Raw genomic sequence first — 17511 nt, 5'->3', positions numbered from 1 at the left:
GGGGGGACATGACATGACGGATGCGATACGGCCGGAGGGCGAGTCCTCCGGTGGGCACGACCCGTGGGCGCCCCCGGAGAGCGGGCCGTCCCTGGACAAGGGCCCCGCTGCCGGTGCCGGGCAGCCGCTCCAGCCGCCCCAGCAGTCCCAGCCGCCCGTCTCGGACGCGCCGCCCCCGTGGCAGCCGCCGCCCGGCGTGCACGACCAGGCCACGGTCACGTCGATGCCCGGCGCCGGATTCACCGGCCCCGAGTCCGCGGTGCCGCCTCCGCCCGTCGCGCCCGGTGGCGCCGGGGTCCCGGGCGGGTACGGCTACCCCGGCTACGGCCAGGGCTACGGCTGGCCCGGCGCGCAGATGCCCCCGCAGAACGGGCTCGGCACCGCGTCCATGGTGCTGGGCATCCTCGCCTGCGCGCTGTTCTGCCTGTACGGCGTGGTCTCGGTGGTGCTGGGCATCCTCGCCGTGGTCTTCGGCATCAAGGGCCGCCGGAAGGCGGAGAGCGGCCTGGCCAGCAACCACGGGCAGGCGCAGGCCGGGTTCGTCATGGGCATCGTCGGCATCGTGCTCGGCGTCGCCGTGATCGTCCTGATCGCCATCGGGATCACCGCCGCGATCAACGAGGACTCGGACTACGACGACCCCTACTACGGCTCCGCGCGCCCCGTGCCCGTCTCCGTGACGGCGGAACGCTGAGCTCCTCCCCGCAGGGTTGCCTCTACGATGTCAAGCTCCAACGAGGGGAGAGCAGTTCATGTCGTACTCCAATCCCGGACCCGGGGACTACGGGCCGCCGCCGCAGCCGGGGCAGCCGCCCGCGGGGGGCTACGCGTACCCGCAGTCCGCGCCCGGGTACGGCTATCCGAACCAGGGCGCCGCGTACCCGGCCGCCCCGCCGGTGGGCTACCCGCAGGGGCCCGGCTACGGCATGCCGATGCAGCCGAGCAACGGCATGGGGACCACGGGACTGGTGCTCGGCATCATCGGCGTGGTGTGCAGCCTGACCTTCTTCCTCTGGTTCTTCGGCGTGATCCTGGGCATCCTCGGAATCATCTTCGGCGCGATCGGCCGGGGCAAGGCCACCCGGGGTGAGGCCACCAACAAGGGCTCCGCGACCGCCGGGCTCGTGCTCGGCATCACGGCCACGGTGATCCTGCCGCTGCTCGGCTTCCTCGTCTTCGCGAGCCTGATGAGCGTCGCCTAGCCATACGCCGGTGGGGGCGGCCCGAGGTCGCCGCCCCCTCACTCGCCCGCGCGCAGCCGCTCCCTGGCCGCCATCAGCGCGAAGCCCAGCAGATTCGGCCCCCGCCAGCGCTCCGGATCCAGAGCCGCCTCGTCGTCCGCGGCAAGGCCGATGCCCCACACCCGGTCCACGGGGCTCGCCTCCACGAGCACTCTCCCGCCCGTGGCCAGCAGGAACGCCCGCAGCGCCGGGTCCCGTGCGAACTTGTGGACGCTGCCCTCCACCACGATCCGGAAGCGCTCCCGCTCCCACACCGCCTCGTCGAAACCGCGCACGAGCCGACCCGCCTTCTTCGCCCCGGCGGGATGAGTGGCCGCGAGCACCCGCCGCTCGGCCTCCGCGTCCCCGAAGAGCCGGGCCTTGCCCGCCATCATCCAGTGCTCGGCCGTCGCGTACTCCACCCCGGCCACCGTGAACGGCGACGGCCACCACTGGCTCAGACAGCTCGGTCCGAGCCTGCCGTCCGGGAGCGGCCGGTGCCCCCAGAAGCACAGGTACTTGATCCGCTCGCCCGCCCGGACCCGTGCGACCAGCGCCTCCCTGCTGTCGATGCCCTCCACTGCCCTCTGGTCCGCCCCCGTGATCTTCTCCATGCATGCGAGTGTGGCACGCGCCACTGACACTCCGTCCGGCCTTTTCCGTGGCGACTCGACACCTGGTCGACAGATTCCGTCGCGTAACCAAATGGCAACAACGGAATCACTTGTTGGAGCCCTAGTGCTCTGTCAGGATCGGCACTCACATCGAGCCTGAGCCACGCCGGCCCCCGCCACGGGGAGACCGAGGAGAGCCGACATGCACAACCCGGGCAACGCCACCCCGGACCGATTCCCGGCCCAGGACCGCTTCGCGGACGGGGCCCAGTACATCGCGGGCCGTCTCACGAAGGGCACCTCCGGACGGACGCACACCGTCGTCGACCCGGCCACCGGCGAGGACGTCCTGACCTACGACCTGGCCGGTCCCGACGACGTCGACGCGGCCGTCACTGCCGCGCGGGAGGCGTTCCCCGGCTGGGCCGGTGCCACCCCGGGCGAGCGCTCCGACGCCCTGAACCGGTTCGCCGCCGTCCTCGCGGAGCGCGCCGAGGACTTCGCCCGCGCCGAGTCCCTCCAGTGCGGCAAGCCGCTCAAGTTGACCCGTGAGTTCGACGTGCCGGGCACGGTCGACAACGCGGCCTTCTTCGCCGGAGCCGCCCGGCACCTCCAGGGGCAGTCGGCGGGGGAGTACTCCGGCGACCACACCTCGTACGTCCGCCGCGAGCCGATCGGCGTGGTCGGGTCGATCGCGCCGTGGAACTACCCGCTCCAGATGGCGGCCTGGAAGATCCTCCCGGCGATCGCCGCGGGCAACACCATCGTGCTCAAGCCCGCCGAGATCACCCCGCTCACCTCCCTGATGTTCGCCCAGGCCGCGACCGAGGCCGGTATCCCGGACGGCGTGATCAACATCGTCAGCGGCACCGGACGGGAGGCCGGCGAGCACCTCGTCGCCCACCCCGACGTCGCCATGACCTCCTTCACCGGCTCCACCGCCGTCGGCAAGCGCGTCGCCGAGGTCGCCACCGCCACCGTCAAGCGCCTCCACCTGGAGCTGGGCGGCAAGGCCCCCTTCCTCGTCTTCGACGACGCCGACCTCGACGCCGCCATCCACGGCGCGGTCGCGGGCGCGCTCATCAACACCGGCCAGGACTGCACGGCCGCCACGCGCGCGTACGTGCAGCGACCCCTCTACGAGGCGTTCGTCGAGCAGACCGCCGCCCTCATGGACACCGTCCGCGTCGGCGACCCATTCGCCCCCGGCACCGACCTCGGCCCGCTGGTCAGCCACGTCCAGCGGGACCGCGTCGCCGCCTTCGTCGACCGGGCCCGCTCCTACGCGCGCGTGGTGTGCGGCGGCGAGGCCCCTCAGGGCGACCTCAAGGACGGCGCCTACTACCGGCCCACCCTGATCGCGGACGCCGCGCAGGACAGCGAGGCCGTCCAGTCGGAGATCTTCGGCCCGGTCCTGGTCGTGCTGCCCTTCGACACCGACGACGAGGGCATCCGGCTGGCCAACGACACGCCGTACGGGCTCGCGGCCTCCGCCTGGAGCCGGGACGTGTACCGCGCGAACCGCGCCACCCGCGAGATCAAGGCGGGCTGCGTGTGGATCAACGACCACATCCCGATCATCAGCGAGATGCCGCACGGCGGCTATAAGGCGTCCGGCTTCGGCAAGGACATGTCCGCCTACTCCTTCGAGGAGTACACGCAGGTCAAGCACGTCATGTTCGACAACACCGCGGTGGCGGCCAAGGACTGGCACCGCACCGTCTTCGGGGACCGATAGTCACGTCGAGAGGCCGCCGACCACGGCCGACCCACCCGAAAGGGCAACCACGCGCATGGAGCAGTACGAGCCAGACCGCCCGTCCCCGGCCCAAGTGGCCGCCGTGCGGCGCTCTCTCAGGAGCGGCAGGGCCGCCCTCACCCGCCGGTCGCTGCTGCGCGCCTCCACGGGCGGCGCGCTCGCGGCCGGTGGACTCGGCCTGCTGAGCGGCTGCGGCATCCCGGCGGCCGGCAAGACCGAGGGCGGCGTCTCCGCCGAGGACCACTCCAAGGAGGAGAAGCAGGTCCGCTTCTCCAACTGGACCGAGTACATGGACGTCGACGAGAGCGGCCGCCGTCATCCCACACTGGAGGCGTTCACCAAGCGCACCGGCGTCAAGGTCACGTACACCGAGGACATCAACGACAACAGCGAGTTCTTCGGCAAGATCCAGCCGCAGCTCGCCGCGGGCCAGGAGACCGGCCGCGACATCATCGTCCTCACCGACTGGCTGGCCGCCCGGCTGATCCGCCTCGGCTGGGTGCAGAAACTGGACCCGGCCAACCTGCCGCACGCCTTCGCGAACCTGTCGCCCCAGTTCCGCACCCCCGACTGGGACCCTGGCCGGGCCTACTCCTACCCCTGGCAGGGCATCTCCGCCGTCATCGCCTACAACAAGAAGGCCCTGGACGGCATCGAGGTGAAGACCGTCTCCGACCTGCTCGACAACCCGAAGCTCAAGGGCCGGGTCGGCTTCCTCACCGAGATGCGCGACACCATGGGCATGACGCTGCTCGACATGGGCAAGGACCCGGCCCGCTTCTCCGACGACGACTACGACGCGGCGATCGCCCGGCTCCAGAAGGGCGTCGACCGCGGCCAGATACGCCGCTTCACCGGCAACGACTACACGTCCGACCTCAGCAAGGGCGACTTCGCGGCCTGTCTGGCCTGGGCCGGTGACGTCGTCCAGCTCAAGGCCGACAACCCCGACATCGACTTCGTCATCCCGGACAGCGGCTACGTGACGTCCAGCGACAACATGCTGATCCCCAACAAGGCACGGCACAAGACCAACGCCGAACGGCTCATCGACTACTACTACGAGCCGGGCCCGGCCGCGGAACTCGCCGCCTACATCAACTTCGTCTGCCCCGTCGACGGCGTGAAGGACGACCTGGCGAAGATCGACGAGGACGCGGCGAACAACCCGCTGATCATTCCCGACAAAGCCATGCAGGCCAAGTCGCACTCCTTCCGCTCCCTGAGTTCGAAGGAAGAGACGGCATACGAAGAGAAGTTCGCGAAGCTCACCGGGGCGTGACGACGATGACGACGAATCCGACGAAGAACCAGACGGCCGCGAAGGACGGCGGCGACGTCCGCCTCGCCGGCATCAGCAAGACCTACGGCTCCTTCACCGCCGTGCACCCGCTCGACCTGACCGTGCCCCAGGGCTCCTTCTTCGCCCTGCTCGGCGCCTCCGGCTGCGGCAAGACCACCACCCTGCGCATGATCGCCGGACTGGAGGAGCCGAGCGGCGGCACCGTCCACCTCGGCGACCAGGACGTGACCGCCCTGCCGCCCTACAAACGGCCGGTCAACACGGTCTTCCAGTCCTACGCCCTCTTCCCGCACCTCGACATCTACGAGAACGTCGCCTTCGGCCTGCGTCGGCGCGGCATCAAGAGCGTGAAGAAGCAGGTCGGCGAGATGCTCGACCTGGTGCAGCTCGGCGAGCAGGCCCGCAAGAAGCCGCACCAGCTCTCCGGCGGCCAGCAGCAGCGCGTCGCCGTCGCCCGCGCCCTGATCAACCACCCCAAGGTGCTGCTCCTCGACGAACCCCTGGGCGCCCTCGACCTCAAGCTGCGCCGCCAGATGCAGCTGGAGCTCAAGCGCATCCAGACCGAGGTCGGCATCACCTTCGTGCACGTCACCCACGACCAGGAGGAGGCCATGACGATGGCCGACCAGGTCGCCGTGATGAACGCGGGCCGCGTCGAGCAACTGGGCGCCCCCGCCGACCTGTACGAGAACCCGCGCACCACGTTCGTCGCCAACTTCCTCGGCACCTCCAACCTCATCGAGGCCGAGGTCGACACCCGCAGCGGCGACGACGTCGTCGTGAAGGCCGCCGGAGACAAGCTCGTCCTGCCCGGTGCCCGATGTTCCGCCCCGGCGAAGGCGGGCGGCAAGGTCCTGGTCGGGGTCCGCCCCGAGAAGATCAGCCTCACCCACGCGGACGACGCGGGCGCCATCCCCGAGGGCCGCAACCGCATCACCGGCAGGATCGCCAACACCAGTTTCATCGGCGTCTCCACCCAGTACGTCGTGGACTGCGCCGCCTGCCCCGAGTTCGAGGTCTACGCCCAGAACATCGACCGCGACCCCCGCCTCGCGCCCGGCGCCGAGGTCGTCCTGCACTGGAACCCGGCGCACACCTTCGGGCTGGACGCCGCTCAGGACATCGACGCGGGCGTCACCGAGGGCGAGGCCGCCTGATGTCCACCCTCACCGAGGCGCCACCGCCCCTCTCCCCGCCCGCGCCCGAGCAGAAGCCCCCGCGTAAACGCGGCCGCTGGACGCCGTACTGGCTGCTGCTGCCCGGCATCCTGTGGCTGGTCGTCTTCTTCGCGGCGCCGATGATCTACCAGGCCTCCACCTCCGTGCAGACGGGCTCCCTGGAGGAGGGCTACAAGGTCACCTGGCACTTCGTGACCTACTGGGACGCGATCTACGAGTACTGGCCGCAGTTCCTGCGCTCGGTCGCCTACGCCGCCTCCGCGACCGTGCTGTGCCTGCTGCTCGGCTACCCGCTCGCGTACCTCATCGCCTTCCGCGCGGGCCGCTGGCGCAATCTGATCATGATCCTGGTGATCGCGCCGTTCTTCACCAGCTTCCTGATCCGCACCCTGGCCTGGAAGACGATCCTCGCCGACGGCGGGCCGGTGGTCGGCGCCCTGAACACGCTGCACGTCCTGGACGTCACCAGCTGGCTCGGCTGGACCTCCGGCGACCGCGTGCTGGCCACGCCGCTCGCGGTGGTCTGCGGTCTGACGTACAACTTCCTGCCCTTCATGATCCTGCCGCTCTACACCTCCCTGGAGCGCATCGACGGCCGGCTGCACGAAGCGGCGGGCGACCTGTACGCCAAGCCCTCCACCGTCTTCCGCAAGGTCACCTTCCCGCTGTCGATGCCGGGTGTCGTCTCCGGCACGCTGCTGACCTTCATCCCGGCCACCGGCGACTACGTCAACGCCTCCCTGCTGGGCTCGGCCGACACCGGAATGATCGGAAACGTGATCCAGTCGCAGTTCCTGCGGGTGCTGGACTATCCGACGGCGGCGGCGCTCTCGTTCATTCTGATGGCGGCGATTCTCGCCATGGTCACCTTCTACATCCGCAAGTCGGGGACGGAGGATCTGGTTTAGATGGCCTTCGTCAACTGGTTCAAGCGTCATGTGGTCGTCATCGCCGGGCTGCTGACGCTCGCGTATCTCCTGCTGCCCAATGTCGTCGTCACGGTGTTCTCGTTCAACAAACCGAACGGGCGCTTCAATTACGAATGGCAGCAGTTCTCCACGGACGCCTGGAAGGACCCGTGCGGGGTCGCCGGGCTGTGCGGTTCCCTCTCGCGCAGCCTCCAGATCGCCCTGTGGGCGACGCTGGGCGCCACCGCGCTCGGTACCGCGATCGCCTTCGCGCTGGTCCGCTACCGCTTCCGCGCGCGGGGCGCGATCAACTCGCTGATCTTCCTGCCGATGGCGATGCCCGAGGTCGTGATGGCCGCCTCGCTGCTCACCCTCTTCCTCAACATGGGTGCTCGACTGGGCTTCTGGACGATCCTGATCGCCCACATCATGTTCTGCCTCAGCTTCGTCGTGACGGCCGTCAAGGCGCGCGTGATGTCGATGGACCCACGCCTGGAGCAGGCGGCGCAGGACCTCTACGCCGGTCCCTTCCAGACCTTCGTGCGGGTCACGCTGCCCATCGCCGCGCCCGGCATCGCGGCCGGCGCGCTGCTCGCCTTCGCGCTGTCCTTCGACGATTTCATCATCACCAATTTCAACGCGGGTTCGACCGTCACCTTCCCCATGTTCGTGTGGGGATCGGCCCAGCGCGGAACGCCCGTTCAGATCAATGTCGTCGGTACGGCCATGTTCGTGATCGCCGTACTGTTCGTCCTGGTCTCCATGGTCATCGGCAACCGCCGAAATCGCCGCAAGGCATGAAGCACCTCGGTTTGTCTTCGTAGGGAGTTGAAATCATGGCCCCTGGCGCCATGAGCCGCAGCAACGACTGGACGAAATCCCTTTCCGACGCCCAGCCGGTCCCGTACTGGCTGGACGACCCCGGCCGTCCCCGCCCCGAGGCCGCCCTCACCGGCACCGAGACCTGCGACCTGCTGGTCGTGGGCGGCGGATACAGCGGGCTGTGGACCGCGCTGATCGCCAAGGAGCGCGACCCGGAGCGGGACGTGGTGCTGATCGAGGGCCGCGAGGCGGGCTGGGCCGCCTCCGGCCGCAACGGCGGCTTCTGTGCGGCCTCCCTCACCCACGGGCTGTCCAACGGCCTCACCCGCTGGCCGGACGACATCCACCGGCTGGAGGAGCTGGGCGCCCGCAACCTCGACGCGATCGAGGCGGCGGTCGCCCGCCACGGCCTCGACTGCGATTTCGAGCGCACCGGCGAGATCGACGTCGCCACCGAGCCCCACCAGGCCCGGGAGCTGGAGGAGTGGTACGAGGAGATCCGCGCCAAGGGCCTGGCCGAGGGCGTCGAGTACCTGGACGCCGAGGCCGTACGCGAGCAGGTCGACTCACCCACCTTCAGGGCGGGCCTGTGGGACCGGCGGGGCGTCGCGATGGTCGACCCCGCCAAGCTGGTCTGGGGCCTCAAGCGCGCCTGCCTCGCGCTCGGCGTACGCGTCTACGAGCGCACTCCCGCGCTCACCCTCAAGCCGCACGGCGCCGGCATGGCCGTACGCACCCCCTACGGCGGGGTCCGTGCCCGTACGGTCGCGCTCGGCACCAACGTCTTCCCGAACCTGGTCCGGCGGGTGCGCTCGTACACCGTCCCCGTCTACGACTACGCCCTGATGACCGAGCCGCTCAGCGACGGGCAGCTCGCCTCCGTCGGCTGGAAGAACCGGCAGGGGCTCGGGGACAGTGCCAACCAGTTCCACTACTTCCGCCTGTCGTCCGACAACCGCGTCCTGTGGGGCGGGTACGACGCCGTGTACCCCTACGGCGGCCGGGTGCGCGCCGAGTACGACGACCGCCCCGAGACCTACGCCAAGCTCGCCGGGCACTTCTTCACCTGTTTCCCGCAGCTGGAGGGCGTCCGCTTCACCCACGCCTGGGGCGGCGCCATCGACACCTGCTCGCGCTTCTCGGCGTTCTTCGGCACCGCGCACCGGGGCAGGGTGGCGTACGCGGCCGGGTACACCGGTCTGGGTGTGGGCGCGACCCGGTTCGGCGCCGAGGTGATGCTCGACCTGCTGTCGGGGGAGCGCACCGAGCGCACGGAACTGGAGATGGTGCGCACGAAGCCGCTGCCCTTCCCGCCCGAGCCGTTCGCCTGGACCGGCATCGCGCTCACCAAGTGGTCGCTGGCCCGCGCGGACGAGCACGGCGGCCGGCGCAACCTGTGGCTGCGGACGATGGACAAGCTGGGGCTGGGCTTCGACAGCTAGCGACCGCCGCCCATGTGACCCGGTTCACCCCAACGAGGTACCGCAACCCGCGTAATGCCGCCGGGAGACCTCCCTCTCCCTCGTGACGCATCCCGCGTCGACGAGTGAAAGGGAGGTTTCACATGCCTGGTGCGAAGACGGCGGTCGCGTGGCTGGCATCCGTCGCACCGGATCCCGGGTCCTGCCGCCGGGACTGGGAGCGCGACCCCTCGGGCGTCGCGCTGCTGCCCGCGGGCAAGGCCTGGGACGTGCTCATCCTGCCGAGCAGGCTCGGCTATCCGACCCTGGACGTGCTCTCCCGCGTCCTGGACCAGCCAGGACCGGTGCTCGCCGACTTCGGCGACGCGCGCACGGGCTTCTTCGTGCCGGCCGGCACGGCGGCCCGCTGGCTGGGCACCGGCATCCGGACCGCCGGGCTCGGCACCTGGATCGTGGTGCCCCACCCCGGCGGGCTGTCGTCCGGCGGCACCCGCTGGCTGATCCCGCCGGACGGGGCCGGGACCCTCACCGATCCCTCGCTCCTGGAGCTGGCGATGCACGAGGCGGCGGCGGCCCTCGCGGTGGAGGAGAACGAGGGGTAGCGGCAGACGAGGTACAGGTGACGTACAGGTGAGCTGCGCGAGGGGTTGACAACAGAATTGGTCTGGACCAAATTGGGCGCGCTCCACCCTCCCCATCTCCCCCATGTCCGGAGGCACTTGTGGAACGCGCACGCGTACAACGCGCCAGACCTCTCGCCCGCCGCCCCCTCGTCACCCTGCTCACGGCCGCGGCCCTCGCCGCGTCCGGCCTGACCGCGCTCACGTCGGCCGCCCGTGCGGCCGACGCGGACCTCGCCCGCAACGGCGGCTTCGAGTCCGCGCTGGACGGCTGGACCTGTACCGCCGGCACGACCGTGACCTCGCCCGTGCACGGCGGCACGTCGGCCCTGAAGGCCACCCCGGCCGGCGCCGACAACGCCCGCTGCTCGCAGACGGTGTCCGTCAGACCGGACTCCCAGTACACGCTCTCCGGATACGTCCGGGGCACTTACGTCTACCTCGGCGCGAGCGGCACCGGCACCACCGACGTCTCCACCTGGGCCCAGTCCGCCCCCGACTGGCAGCAGCTGACGACCACCTTCCGCACCGGCCCCTCGACCACCAAGGTCACCATCTACACCCACGGCTGGTACGGCACCGGCGCCTACCACGCCGACGACATCTCCCTCACCGGCCCCGGCGGCGAGACGCAGCAGCCCCCGGCGGTCCCCGGCGGCCTGAAGACCGGCTCGGTGACCTCGTCCAGCGTCGCCCTGTCCTGGTCACCGGTGGCGGGCGCGACGGGATACGCCGTCTACCGCGACGGCGCCAAGGTCAGCACGGTCACCGGCACCTCCACCACCGTGACCGGCCTGACCCCGTCCACGGCATACTCCTTCCAGGTCACCGCGGTCAACGACGCGGGCGAGTCGGCCCGTTCGGCCACGGTCACGGCGACCACCGCCCAGCGCCCGGACGACGGCGGCGGCTCCTCCGACCTTCCGGCCCACGCCCTGGTCGGCTACCTCCACGCCAGCTTCGCCAACGGCTCCGGCTACACCCGCATGGCCGACGTGCCCGACAGCTGGGACGTCATCGACCTGGCCTTCGGCGAGCCCACCTCGGTCACCTCCGGGGACATCCGCTTCGAGCGCTGCCCGGTCGCCGAGTGCCCGAACGTGGAGAGCGACGCCGAGTTCAAGGCGGCGATCAAGGCCAAGCAGGCGGCCGGCAAGAAGGTGCTGATCTCCATCGGCGGCCAGAACGGCCAGGTGCAGCTCACCAGCACCGCCGCCCGCGACAAGTTCGTCTCCTCCGTCTCCGCGATCATCGACGAGTACGGCCTGGACGGCCTCGACATCGACTTCGAGGGCCACTCCCTCTCCCTGAACGCCGACGACACGGACTTCAAGAACCCGAAGACCCCCGTCATCGTCAACCTCATCTCGGCCGTGAAGACCCTCAAGGCCAAGTACGGCGCCGACTTCGTCCTCACCATGGCGCCGGAGACCTTCTTCGTCCAGCTCGGCTACCAGTACTACGGCACCGGCAAGTGGGGCGGCCAGGACCCGCGGGCCGGGGCCTACCTGCCGGTCATCCACGCCCTGCGCGACGACCTGACCCTGCTGCACGTCCAGGACTACAACTCCGGCTCGATCATGGGCCTGGACAACCAGTACCACTCCATGGGCGGCGCCGACTTCCACATCGCCATGACCGACATGCTGCTCACCGGCTTCCCGGTCGCGGGCGACGCGAACAACGTCTTCCCGCCGCTGCGCCCGGACCAGGTCGCGATCGGCATGCCGGCCTCCACCCAGGCGGGCAACGGCCACGTCTCGTCGGCCGAGGTCAACAAGGCGCTCAACTGCCTGACCAAGAAGACCGACTGCGGCTCGTACGCCACCCACGGCACCTGGCCCGACCTGCGCGGCCTGATGACGTGGTCGATCAACTGGGACCGTTACTCGAACTGGGAGTTCCAGAAGAACTTCGACGCGTACTTCGGCTGACGCCCCGCGGGGTCCGGCCGGGTGGGGTCCGGCGGTCCACCAGCCGGACCCCGGCCAGCAGCACCACTCCCAGGCACCAGCTCGCCACCACGTCCAGGGGCCAGTGGTAGCCCCGCCGCACCAGCCCGTAGGAGGTGCCGAGCACCAGCAGGGCGCACAGCACGACCAGCGTCCGGCGTACGGCCGGCGCGCGCAGCCGCCCGAGCAGCAGCACCGCCGCCGCGCCGTACGCGACGAACGCCGTGGCGGTGTGGCCCGAGGGGTAGTAGCCGACCGCGGGCGGCACCGCCGGGGTGCCGGGGCGGTCGGTCCACTCCTTCAACGGGGCGACCAGCGCCGGCACCAGCACCATCGCCAGGGCCCCGGCCAGCGGCGGCAGCCACCAGAGGTGCACACCCGCGACCCGCCCGTGCCACGCCGCGTACACCAGCGCCACGACCAGGACCGGCACCGCCACCTGCACGTTGCCGAGGTCGGACAGCAGCTCGGAGAACCGGTCCGGGTGGACGAGCGCCCCGCTCAGCCGCTCGTCCACCCCGACCAGGGGGCCGTCGGCGACGACCTGCCAGGTGATCAGCGCGAAGAGGAGCACGGGAAGCCCGACGAGGGCGGACAGGGCGCGTGGCGGGGCGGAGACCGGCATGACGCCCAGCTTCGCAGGCCCGGCCTCGCGTAGTCTCACCGCCCGTGACCACCATACGAACGGCACGGGACAGCCAGTGGGGAGAGACCTTCGCACGGCTGAGGACGATGACCGGTGAGGGCAGGTACGAGGAGGTCGAGGCCGAGGCCCGGACGCTGGCCGCGCTCCCGCGGCGCCCCTGGCGCAGGCGTCCGCCGCACTGGGAGGCGAGAGTGCTGGCCACGGGAGCGGCCGTCATGCACGGCCGGATGGCCGAGGCGCTGGACGAGCTGGACACGCTGATCGCGGAACTGGAGCCGGTCGGCCTCAACTCGCAGATGCTGCGGCTGATCGCCCGCAGCAACCGCGTGGTGGCCCTGTCCGGCCTCGGGCGGTACGCGGAGGCGGAGACAGTGGCGAACGGCGTCCTGAGGGAGCTGAACCAGATCGCCCACCGCGCCCCGGTGTCGGGGCTGGAGATCAACACCCTCCGGCACCTGGCCACCGTGCTGTGCGGGCTGGCCCGCCACGAGGAGGCGGAGGCCGTGGCCCGCGGCAACCTGTCCCGGGCGGACGGACCCGCCGCCGGTGTCCTGCACACCACGCTGGCGCACAGCCTGAACGGGCAGGGCCGCCACGAGGAGGCGCTGGCGGAGGTCCGCCGGAGCCCGTCCCGGCCGCCCCGCTACGCCGCCGGGCACCCGGACCTGGTCGCCGCCGAGGCACTGTACGGACTGGGCCGCCGCGCCGAGGCGGAGGACGCCGTACGACGGTCGCTGGCCGACTGCGAGCGGCGGCTGCATCCGGCCCATCCGCGTACCGGCGAGGCCCGTGCCCTGCTGGCCCGCATCACCGGGGAGGAACCGGGCGGGGGATCCCCGCAGGAGCCGGAAGAACCGGGGGAGCCGGGGGAGTGAACACCGAAGGGCCGGCACAAGGGGGGGAGTGTGCCGACCCTTCGGTGAACCACCGACCCGAGTGCCGAGGCGGCCGTCCTGACCGGAACGCCGCGCGCCCCGGGGGGTTTGGGGCGGGCGACCGTCCGATCGGTGAGGAAGCCGGAACCCGTGGGCTCCGGTTGTGTGCGCGAGGCACGACCAGGTCGAAGCCGGGGAAGCCTCGTCCTGATGATCCGCCCACAGTCCCCTGTGGGCGGGTGTATCTCTCATCTGCGTAGAACCTACGGCAGGGGGTGCGCTCAGGACAGCTCCATCGGCGTCCTGACATCCACCCCGCACACCTTCTTCACACGCTCTGCCGCTCGCTCCGCCAGGCGTGCGAAACGGGGCCCGGACGCGCGTTCGGTACTCGTGCTCAGACGCGGGTGAACGCCTGCTCGATGATGTCGAGACCCTCGTTCAGCAGATCCTCCCCGATGACCAGAGGGGGCAGGAAGCGCAGCACGTTGCCGTAGGTGCCACAGGTCAGGACCAGCAGGCCCTCCTGGTGGCAGGCCTTGGCGAGCGCGGCGGTCGTCTGCGGGTCCGGCTCCTTGGTGGCGCGGTCCTTGACCAGCTCGATCGCGATCATCGCGCCGCGGCCCCGGACGTCGCCGATGACGTCGAACTTCTCGGCCATGGCGGCCAGGCGGGTCTTCATGACCGCCTCGATGTTCTTCGCCCGGGCGTTGAGGTCCAGCTCCTTCATCGTCTCGATGGCCCCGAGCGCGCCCGCGCAGGCCACCGGGTTGCCGCCGTAGGTGCCGCCGAGGCCACCGGAGTGCGCGGCGTCCATGATCTCGGCGCGGCCGGTGACGGCGGACAGCGGCAGACCGCCCGCGATGCCCTTCGCCGTCGTGATCAGGTCCGGGACGATGCCCTCGTCCTCGCAGGCGAACCACTGACCGGTGCGGCAGAAGCCGGACTGGATCTCGTCCGCGACGAAGACGATGCCGTTGTCCTCGGCGAACCGGCTGATCGCGGGCAGGAAGCCCTTGGCCGGCTCGATGAAGCCGCCCTCGCCGAGCACCGGCTCGATGACGATCGCGGCCACGTTCTCGGCGCCGACCTGCTTGCTGATCTGGTCGATCGCCTGCGCGGCGGCCTGGGGACCGGCGTTCTCCGCACCCGTGGGCCAGCGGTAGCCGTAGGCGACCGGCACGCGGTACACCTCGGGCGCGAACGGGCCGAAGCCGTGCTTGTACGGCATGTTCTTCGCCGTCAGCGCCATCGTCAGGTTGGTCCGGCCGTGGTACCCGTGGTCGAAGACGACCACGGCCTGCCGCTTGGTGTACGCACGGGCGATCTTCACGGCGTTCTCGACGGCCTCGGCGCCGCTGTTGAACAGCGCCGACTTCTTCGCGTGGTCGCCCGGCGTCAGCTCGGCCAGCGCCTCGGCGACGGCGACGTAGCCCTCGTACGGCGTGACCATGAAACAGGTGTGGGTGAAGTCGGCGAGCTGCGCGGACGCCTTGCGCACGACGGCCTCGGCGGAGGCGCCGACGGAGGTCACCGCGATGCCGGAACCGAAGTCGATCAGGCGGTTGCCGTCGACGTCCTCGATGACACCGCCACCGGCGCGCGCGACGAAGACCGGCAGCGTGGAGCCCACACCCTGCGCGACCACGGCCGTACGGCGGGCCTGCAGCTCCTGCGACTTCGGGCCGGGAATGGCGGTGACGACGCGGCGCTCCTGCGGAAGTGCGGTCATGGGGGGCTCCTGGGGTCGTGCGGGCGAACGCTTGACTTCTTTTCTCGCAGGCTAGGACCGGCGCCGTGGGGTGGGCATGCTCCATGTGGGCGTTGTCCGTGACGCTGCTTGTCCGCCGTGGACAGGTGGCGGATACGGCGACATATGGACACGTCGGCGCGGGCCCGGCCGCGTAAGCGGTGAACTCCCCTTGGGAGGGCGTTAGATTGGCTCGCTGATGGTGGACGGAGCGGCAGGTCAGGGGGCAAGGGCGATGGACGGCGACGGGACCCGGGACGCGCGGGGCACGCATGCGAATCCGGTACCGCGCCCGGCGGGTCCCCCGGAGGTGCCCGCGAAGCCTCCCGAGGCACCCGCGGTGCCGCCCCGGCCGACGCGGGCACCCGGGGCCCCGGACGGTCCGGCCTTCCTGACCTGGCTGCGCACCCCGCGCCCCCAGGCCCTGCCGGGCGTGTGGCGGTTCGGCCACCGGCCGCGGCCCGAGGAGGAGGTCGAGCGGGTGCCGGGCCGGCAGCTGCTGAGCGGCGCGGTGATCGCCTTCCTGGTCGGCTGGCTGATCTGGTCGCTGCTCTGGAACGGCTACCTGGGCGGCTGGTGGCTGCTGCCCCTTTACGCGATGATCCCGGACTCCTGGGTCGACCCCCACAGCTTCACCTCGGTCGTGGTCGTCTACGCCTACTACGTCCTGGTCGCCGGCATCATCATGGTCGGCGTCGGGCGGCTCGGCCGCTGGGGCGAGATCTGGCGGCGCTACGGCCCGCCCGCCTGGCGCCGTGCCGTCCCCGGCGCGGTGCCCCCGCCCGCCCCCGAGGAGGACCCCGCCGGCTGGCCCGCGCTCCGTGCGGCCGGTGCCCACGACGCCGCCGAGCGGCTCGCCGCCGACGCCCGCTCGGGACTCATGCGGGACGTGGACCACGCCCGCATCGCCCGCGCCTGGCAGGGCGTGCAGCGCGGCCGGCACAGCCTCGCCACCTTCACCGGCGCCGTGCTCAGCCACGGCTCCGCCGCCTGCCCGCACCCCTCCGGCGCCCGCGACCTGCCCGCCCGGCAGGCCCGGCACGACCTCGTCACCGGCCAGGTGCGCATCGGCGCGGCCGCCGACGACGCCCGCAACCCCTACGCCTACCGCGGCACCGGCCTCGCCCTCGGCCCCGACCTGCTCGGCACCTCCCTGCTCGCCGTCGGACCCGCGGGCTCCGGCAAGACCGGCAGCGTGGTGCGACCGCTCTCCGAGTCGCTGTGCCTGCACGCGCTCGCCGGGCGCGCCGCGGTCGTCGTGGTCGGCGCCGCGGGCGCGGACCTCGGCCCGGCCGACGCCTACGACGTCGTCGTCCGGATCGGCAACCCGGACTCCGTGTACGACCTCGACCTGTACGGCGGCACCACCGACCCCGACGAGGCCGCCGTCGTCCTCGCGGAGGCCCTGGTCGGCGACCTCACCGACCAGCACCAGGGCGGCGACACCCGGCGCTCCACCACCGTCCTCGCCCAGTTGCTCGGCCCCTTCCGCGCGGTCCACGGCCGCTTCCCCGGCGTGCCCGAACTGCGGCAGCTGCTGGACGGCGCGCCCGGACCGCTGGCCGAACTGCGCGAGGGACTGCGGGCGGCCGGCCAGGAGTCCCTGCTGCGCGAGCTGGACGCGCGCGAGCGGCAGCAGGGCCGCCCCGGCGACGTGGGCGGCGTCCTGGCCGACCGGGTGGCGCTCCTGGACCGCCCCGCCTTCGCCCCCTTCTTCGACACCTCAGGACAGTCCCGGCCGTTCTCCCTCAAGGCCCTCGACCACCCGGTGCGGGTCCGCATCGACCTGCCCCAGCGCGGCCACGCCGACGCCTCCCGGATGCTGGCCCGGCTGGTGCTCGCCCAGTTCACGGCGAGCGTCTCGGTGCGCGAGGACCGGTCGCTGTTCGCCTGCCTGGTGCTGGACGACGCGAGCGGCGTGGTCACGCCGGAGGCGGTACGGGGCGTGCAGCGGCTGCGCTCGGCCGGTGCCGGCGTGGTCCTGACCCTGCGCACCCTGGACGACGTACCGCGCCCGTTGCGCGGGCCGCTGCTCGGGGCCATCGGGTGCCGGATGGCGTTGTCCGGGCTCACCCCCTGGGACGGGCAGGACTTCGCCGAGGTGTGGGGCAAGGAGTGGACCGAGGCCCGCGACGTCACCGACCGGCAGATCATCGCCGAGACCCCGGCGGGCAAGGCCGTGCACATGCTCCGCCGGGTGATCACCGGCAAGGCGCCCACCGCGCGCGCGGTGACCGTCCGCCAGGTCGAACGCGAGCGTTGGTCGGCCTCCGAGCTGGCGCACGCCGTGCCGGCCGGGCACGCGGTGCTGTCGCTGACCAGCGTCAAGGGGGAGCACGCGCCGCCGCTGCTGGTGGATCTGCGCGGGTGAGCCGTACGGGGGCGGGCACCCGGGACCGTACAGTGAGGCAGAATCGACACAGGTCGTTCATACGCGGCGGCC

Annotated in this window: 15 protein-coding genes; 12 read left to right on the top strand and 3 right to left on the bottom strand. The window is 71.5% G+C overall.

Features of this window, described 5'->3' with window-relative positions; all coding sequences use genetic code 11:
- The first annotated feature begins 13 nt into the window (after positions 1–13).
- A complete protein-coding gene (locus tag ACFV9J_RS33725; protein WP_385360781.1) occupies positions 14–694 on the top strand; it encodes a DUF4190 domain-containing protein in 681 nt (226 codons plus the stop codon).
- A gap of 58 nt (positions 695–752) precedes the next feature.
- Positions 753–1202: a DUF4190 domain-containing protein gene (locus ACFV9J_RS33720; RefSeq protein ID WP_385360779.1), complete on the top strand. Its 450-nt coding sequence runs from the start codon at positions 753–755 to the stop codon at positions 1200–1202.
- Between the two features lie 38 nt (positions 1203–1240).
- Here the strand turns inward: ACFV9J_RS33720 and ACFV9J_RS33715 are convergent, their stop codons facing one another.
- Entirely contained in the window at positions 1241–1834 is a 594-nt protein-coding gene (locus ACFV9J_RS33715; RefSeq protein ID WP_385360776.1) for an NADAR family protein, read from the bottom strand.
- 202 nt (positions 1835–2036) lie between these two features.
- On the opposite strand from ACFV9J_RS33715, the gene ACFV9J_RS33710 reads away from it, so the two are divergent.
- The 8 genes from ACFV9J_RS33710 to ACFV9J_RS33675 all read left to right on the top strand — a co-directional run bounded on the left by ACFV9J_RS33710 (position 2037) and on the right by ACFV9J_RS33675 (position 11779).
- Complete coding sequence (locus tag ACFV9J_RS33710; RefSeq protein WP_385360774.1) at positions 2037–3572, top strand: gamma-aminobutyraldehyde dehydrogenase; 1536 nt, start codon at positions 2037–2039, stop codon at positions 3570–3572.
- Between the two features lie 55 nt (positions 3573–3627).
- The gene (locus tag ACFV9J_RS33705) at positions 3628–4875 is read left to right on the top strand and encodes a spermidine/putrescine ABC transporter substrate-binding protein (RefSeq protein WP_385360771.1); all 1248 of its coding nucleotides are present in this window, start codon (positions 3628–3630) and stop codon (positions 4873–4875) included.
- Positions 4876–4880: 5 nt separating this feature from the next.
- Positions 4881–6053 carry an ABC transporter ATP-binding protein gene (locus ACFV9J_RS33700; RefSeq protein ID WP_385360769.1) on the top strand — a complete coding sequence of 391 codons (1173 nt, stop codon included), beginning with the start codon at positions 4881–4883 and terminating at the stop codon, positions 6051–6053.
- Positions 6053–6982, top strand: a complete 930-nt coding sequence (locus ACFV9J_RS33695) for an ABC transporter permease (RefSeq protein WP_385360766.1) — start codon at positions 6053–6055, stop codon at positions 6980–6982. The genes ACFV9J_RS33700 and ACFV9J_RS33695 overlap by 1 nt, the downstream gene beginning before the upstream one ends.
- A complete protein-coding gene (locus tag ACFV9J_RS33690; RefSeq protein ID WP_385360763.1) occupies positions 6983–7783 on the top strand; it encodes an ABC transporter permease in 801 nt (266 codons plus the stop codon).
- A gap of 35 nt (positions 7784–7818) precedes the next feature.
- Positions 7819–9246, top strand: coding sequence for an NAD(P)/FAD-dependent oxidoreductase (locus tag ACFV9J_RS33685; RefSeq protein WP_385360760.1), 1428 nt, complete (start codon positions 7819–7821; stop codon positions 9244–9246).
- A 122-nt stretch (positions 9247–9368) separates the two neighbouring features.
- Positions 9369–9827, top strand: coding sequence for a hypothetical protein (locus tag ACFV9J_RS33680; protein WP_385360757.1), 459 nt, complete (start codon positions 9369–9371; stop codon positions 9825–9827).
- 119 nt (positions 9828–9946) lie between these two features.
- Complete coding sequence (locus ACFV9J_RS33675; protein WP_385360754.1) at positions 9947–11779, top strand: chitinase; 1833 nt, start codon at positions 9947–9949, stop codon at positions 11777–11779.
- Here the strand turns inward: ACFV9J_RS33675 and ACFV9J_RS33670 are convergent.
- Positions 11718–12422, bottom strand: coding sequence for a phosphatase PAP2 family protein (locus tag ACFV9J_RS33670; RefSeq protein WP_385360875.1), 705 nt, complete (start codon positions 12420–12422; stop codon positions 11718–11720). The genes ACFV9J_RS33675 and ACFV9J_RS33670 overlap by 62 nt on opposite strands.
- Positions 12423–12466: 44 nt before the next feature.
- Here ACFV9J_RS33670 and ACFV9J_RS33665 point away from each other — a divergent pair, with 44 nt between their 5' ends.
- Positions 12467–13318, top strand: coding sequence for a tetratricopeptide repeat protein (locus tag ACFV9J_RS33665; protein WP_385360751.1), 852 nt, complete (start codon positions 12467–12469; stop codon positions 13316–13318).
- Positions 13319–13715: 397 nt separating this feature from the next.
- Here ACFV9J_RS33665 and gabT read toward each other — a convergent pair whose 3' ends face one another.
- Complete coding sequence (gene gabT / locus ACFV9J_RS33660) at positions 13716–15050, bottom strand: 4-aminobutyrate--2-oxoglutarate transaminase (RefSeq protein ID WP_385360748.1); 1335 nt, start codon at positions 15048–15050, stop codon at positions 13716–13718.
- Between the two features lie 253 nt (positions 15051–15303).
- Here gabT and ACFV9J_RS33655 point away from each other — a divergent pair, with 253 nt between their 5' ends.
- Positions 15304–17439: an ATP-binding protein gene (locus tag ACFV9J_RS33655; RefSeq protein WP_385360745.1), complete on the top strand. Its 2136-nt coding sequence runs from the start codon at positions 15304–15306 to the stop codon at positions 17437–17439.
- Positions 17440–17511: the final 72 nt, after the last annotated feature.

It is taken from the genome of Streptomyces sp. NPDC059906, assembly GCF_042730645.1.
GTDB classification, from domain to species: Bacteria; Actinomycetota; Actinomycetes; order Streptomycetales; family Streptomycetaceae; genus Streptomyces; species Streptomyces rubrogriseus.
The sequence above is the reverse complement of the archived record's forward strand: the minus strand, read 5'-3'. Positions and strand labels throughout refer to the sequence as shown.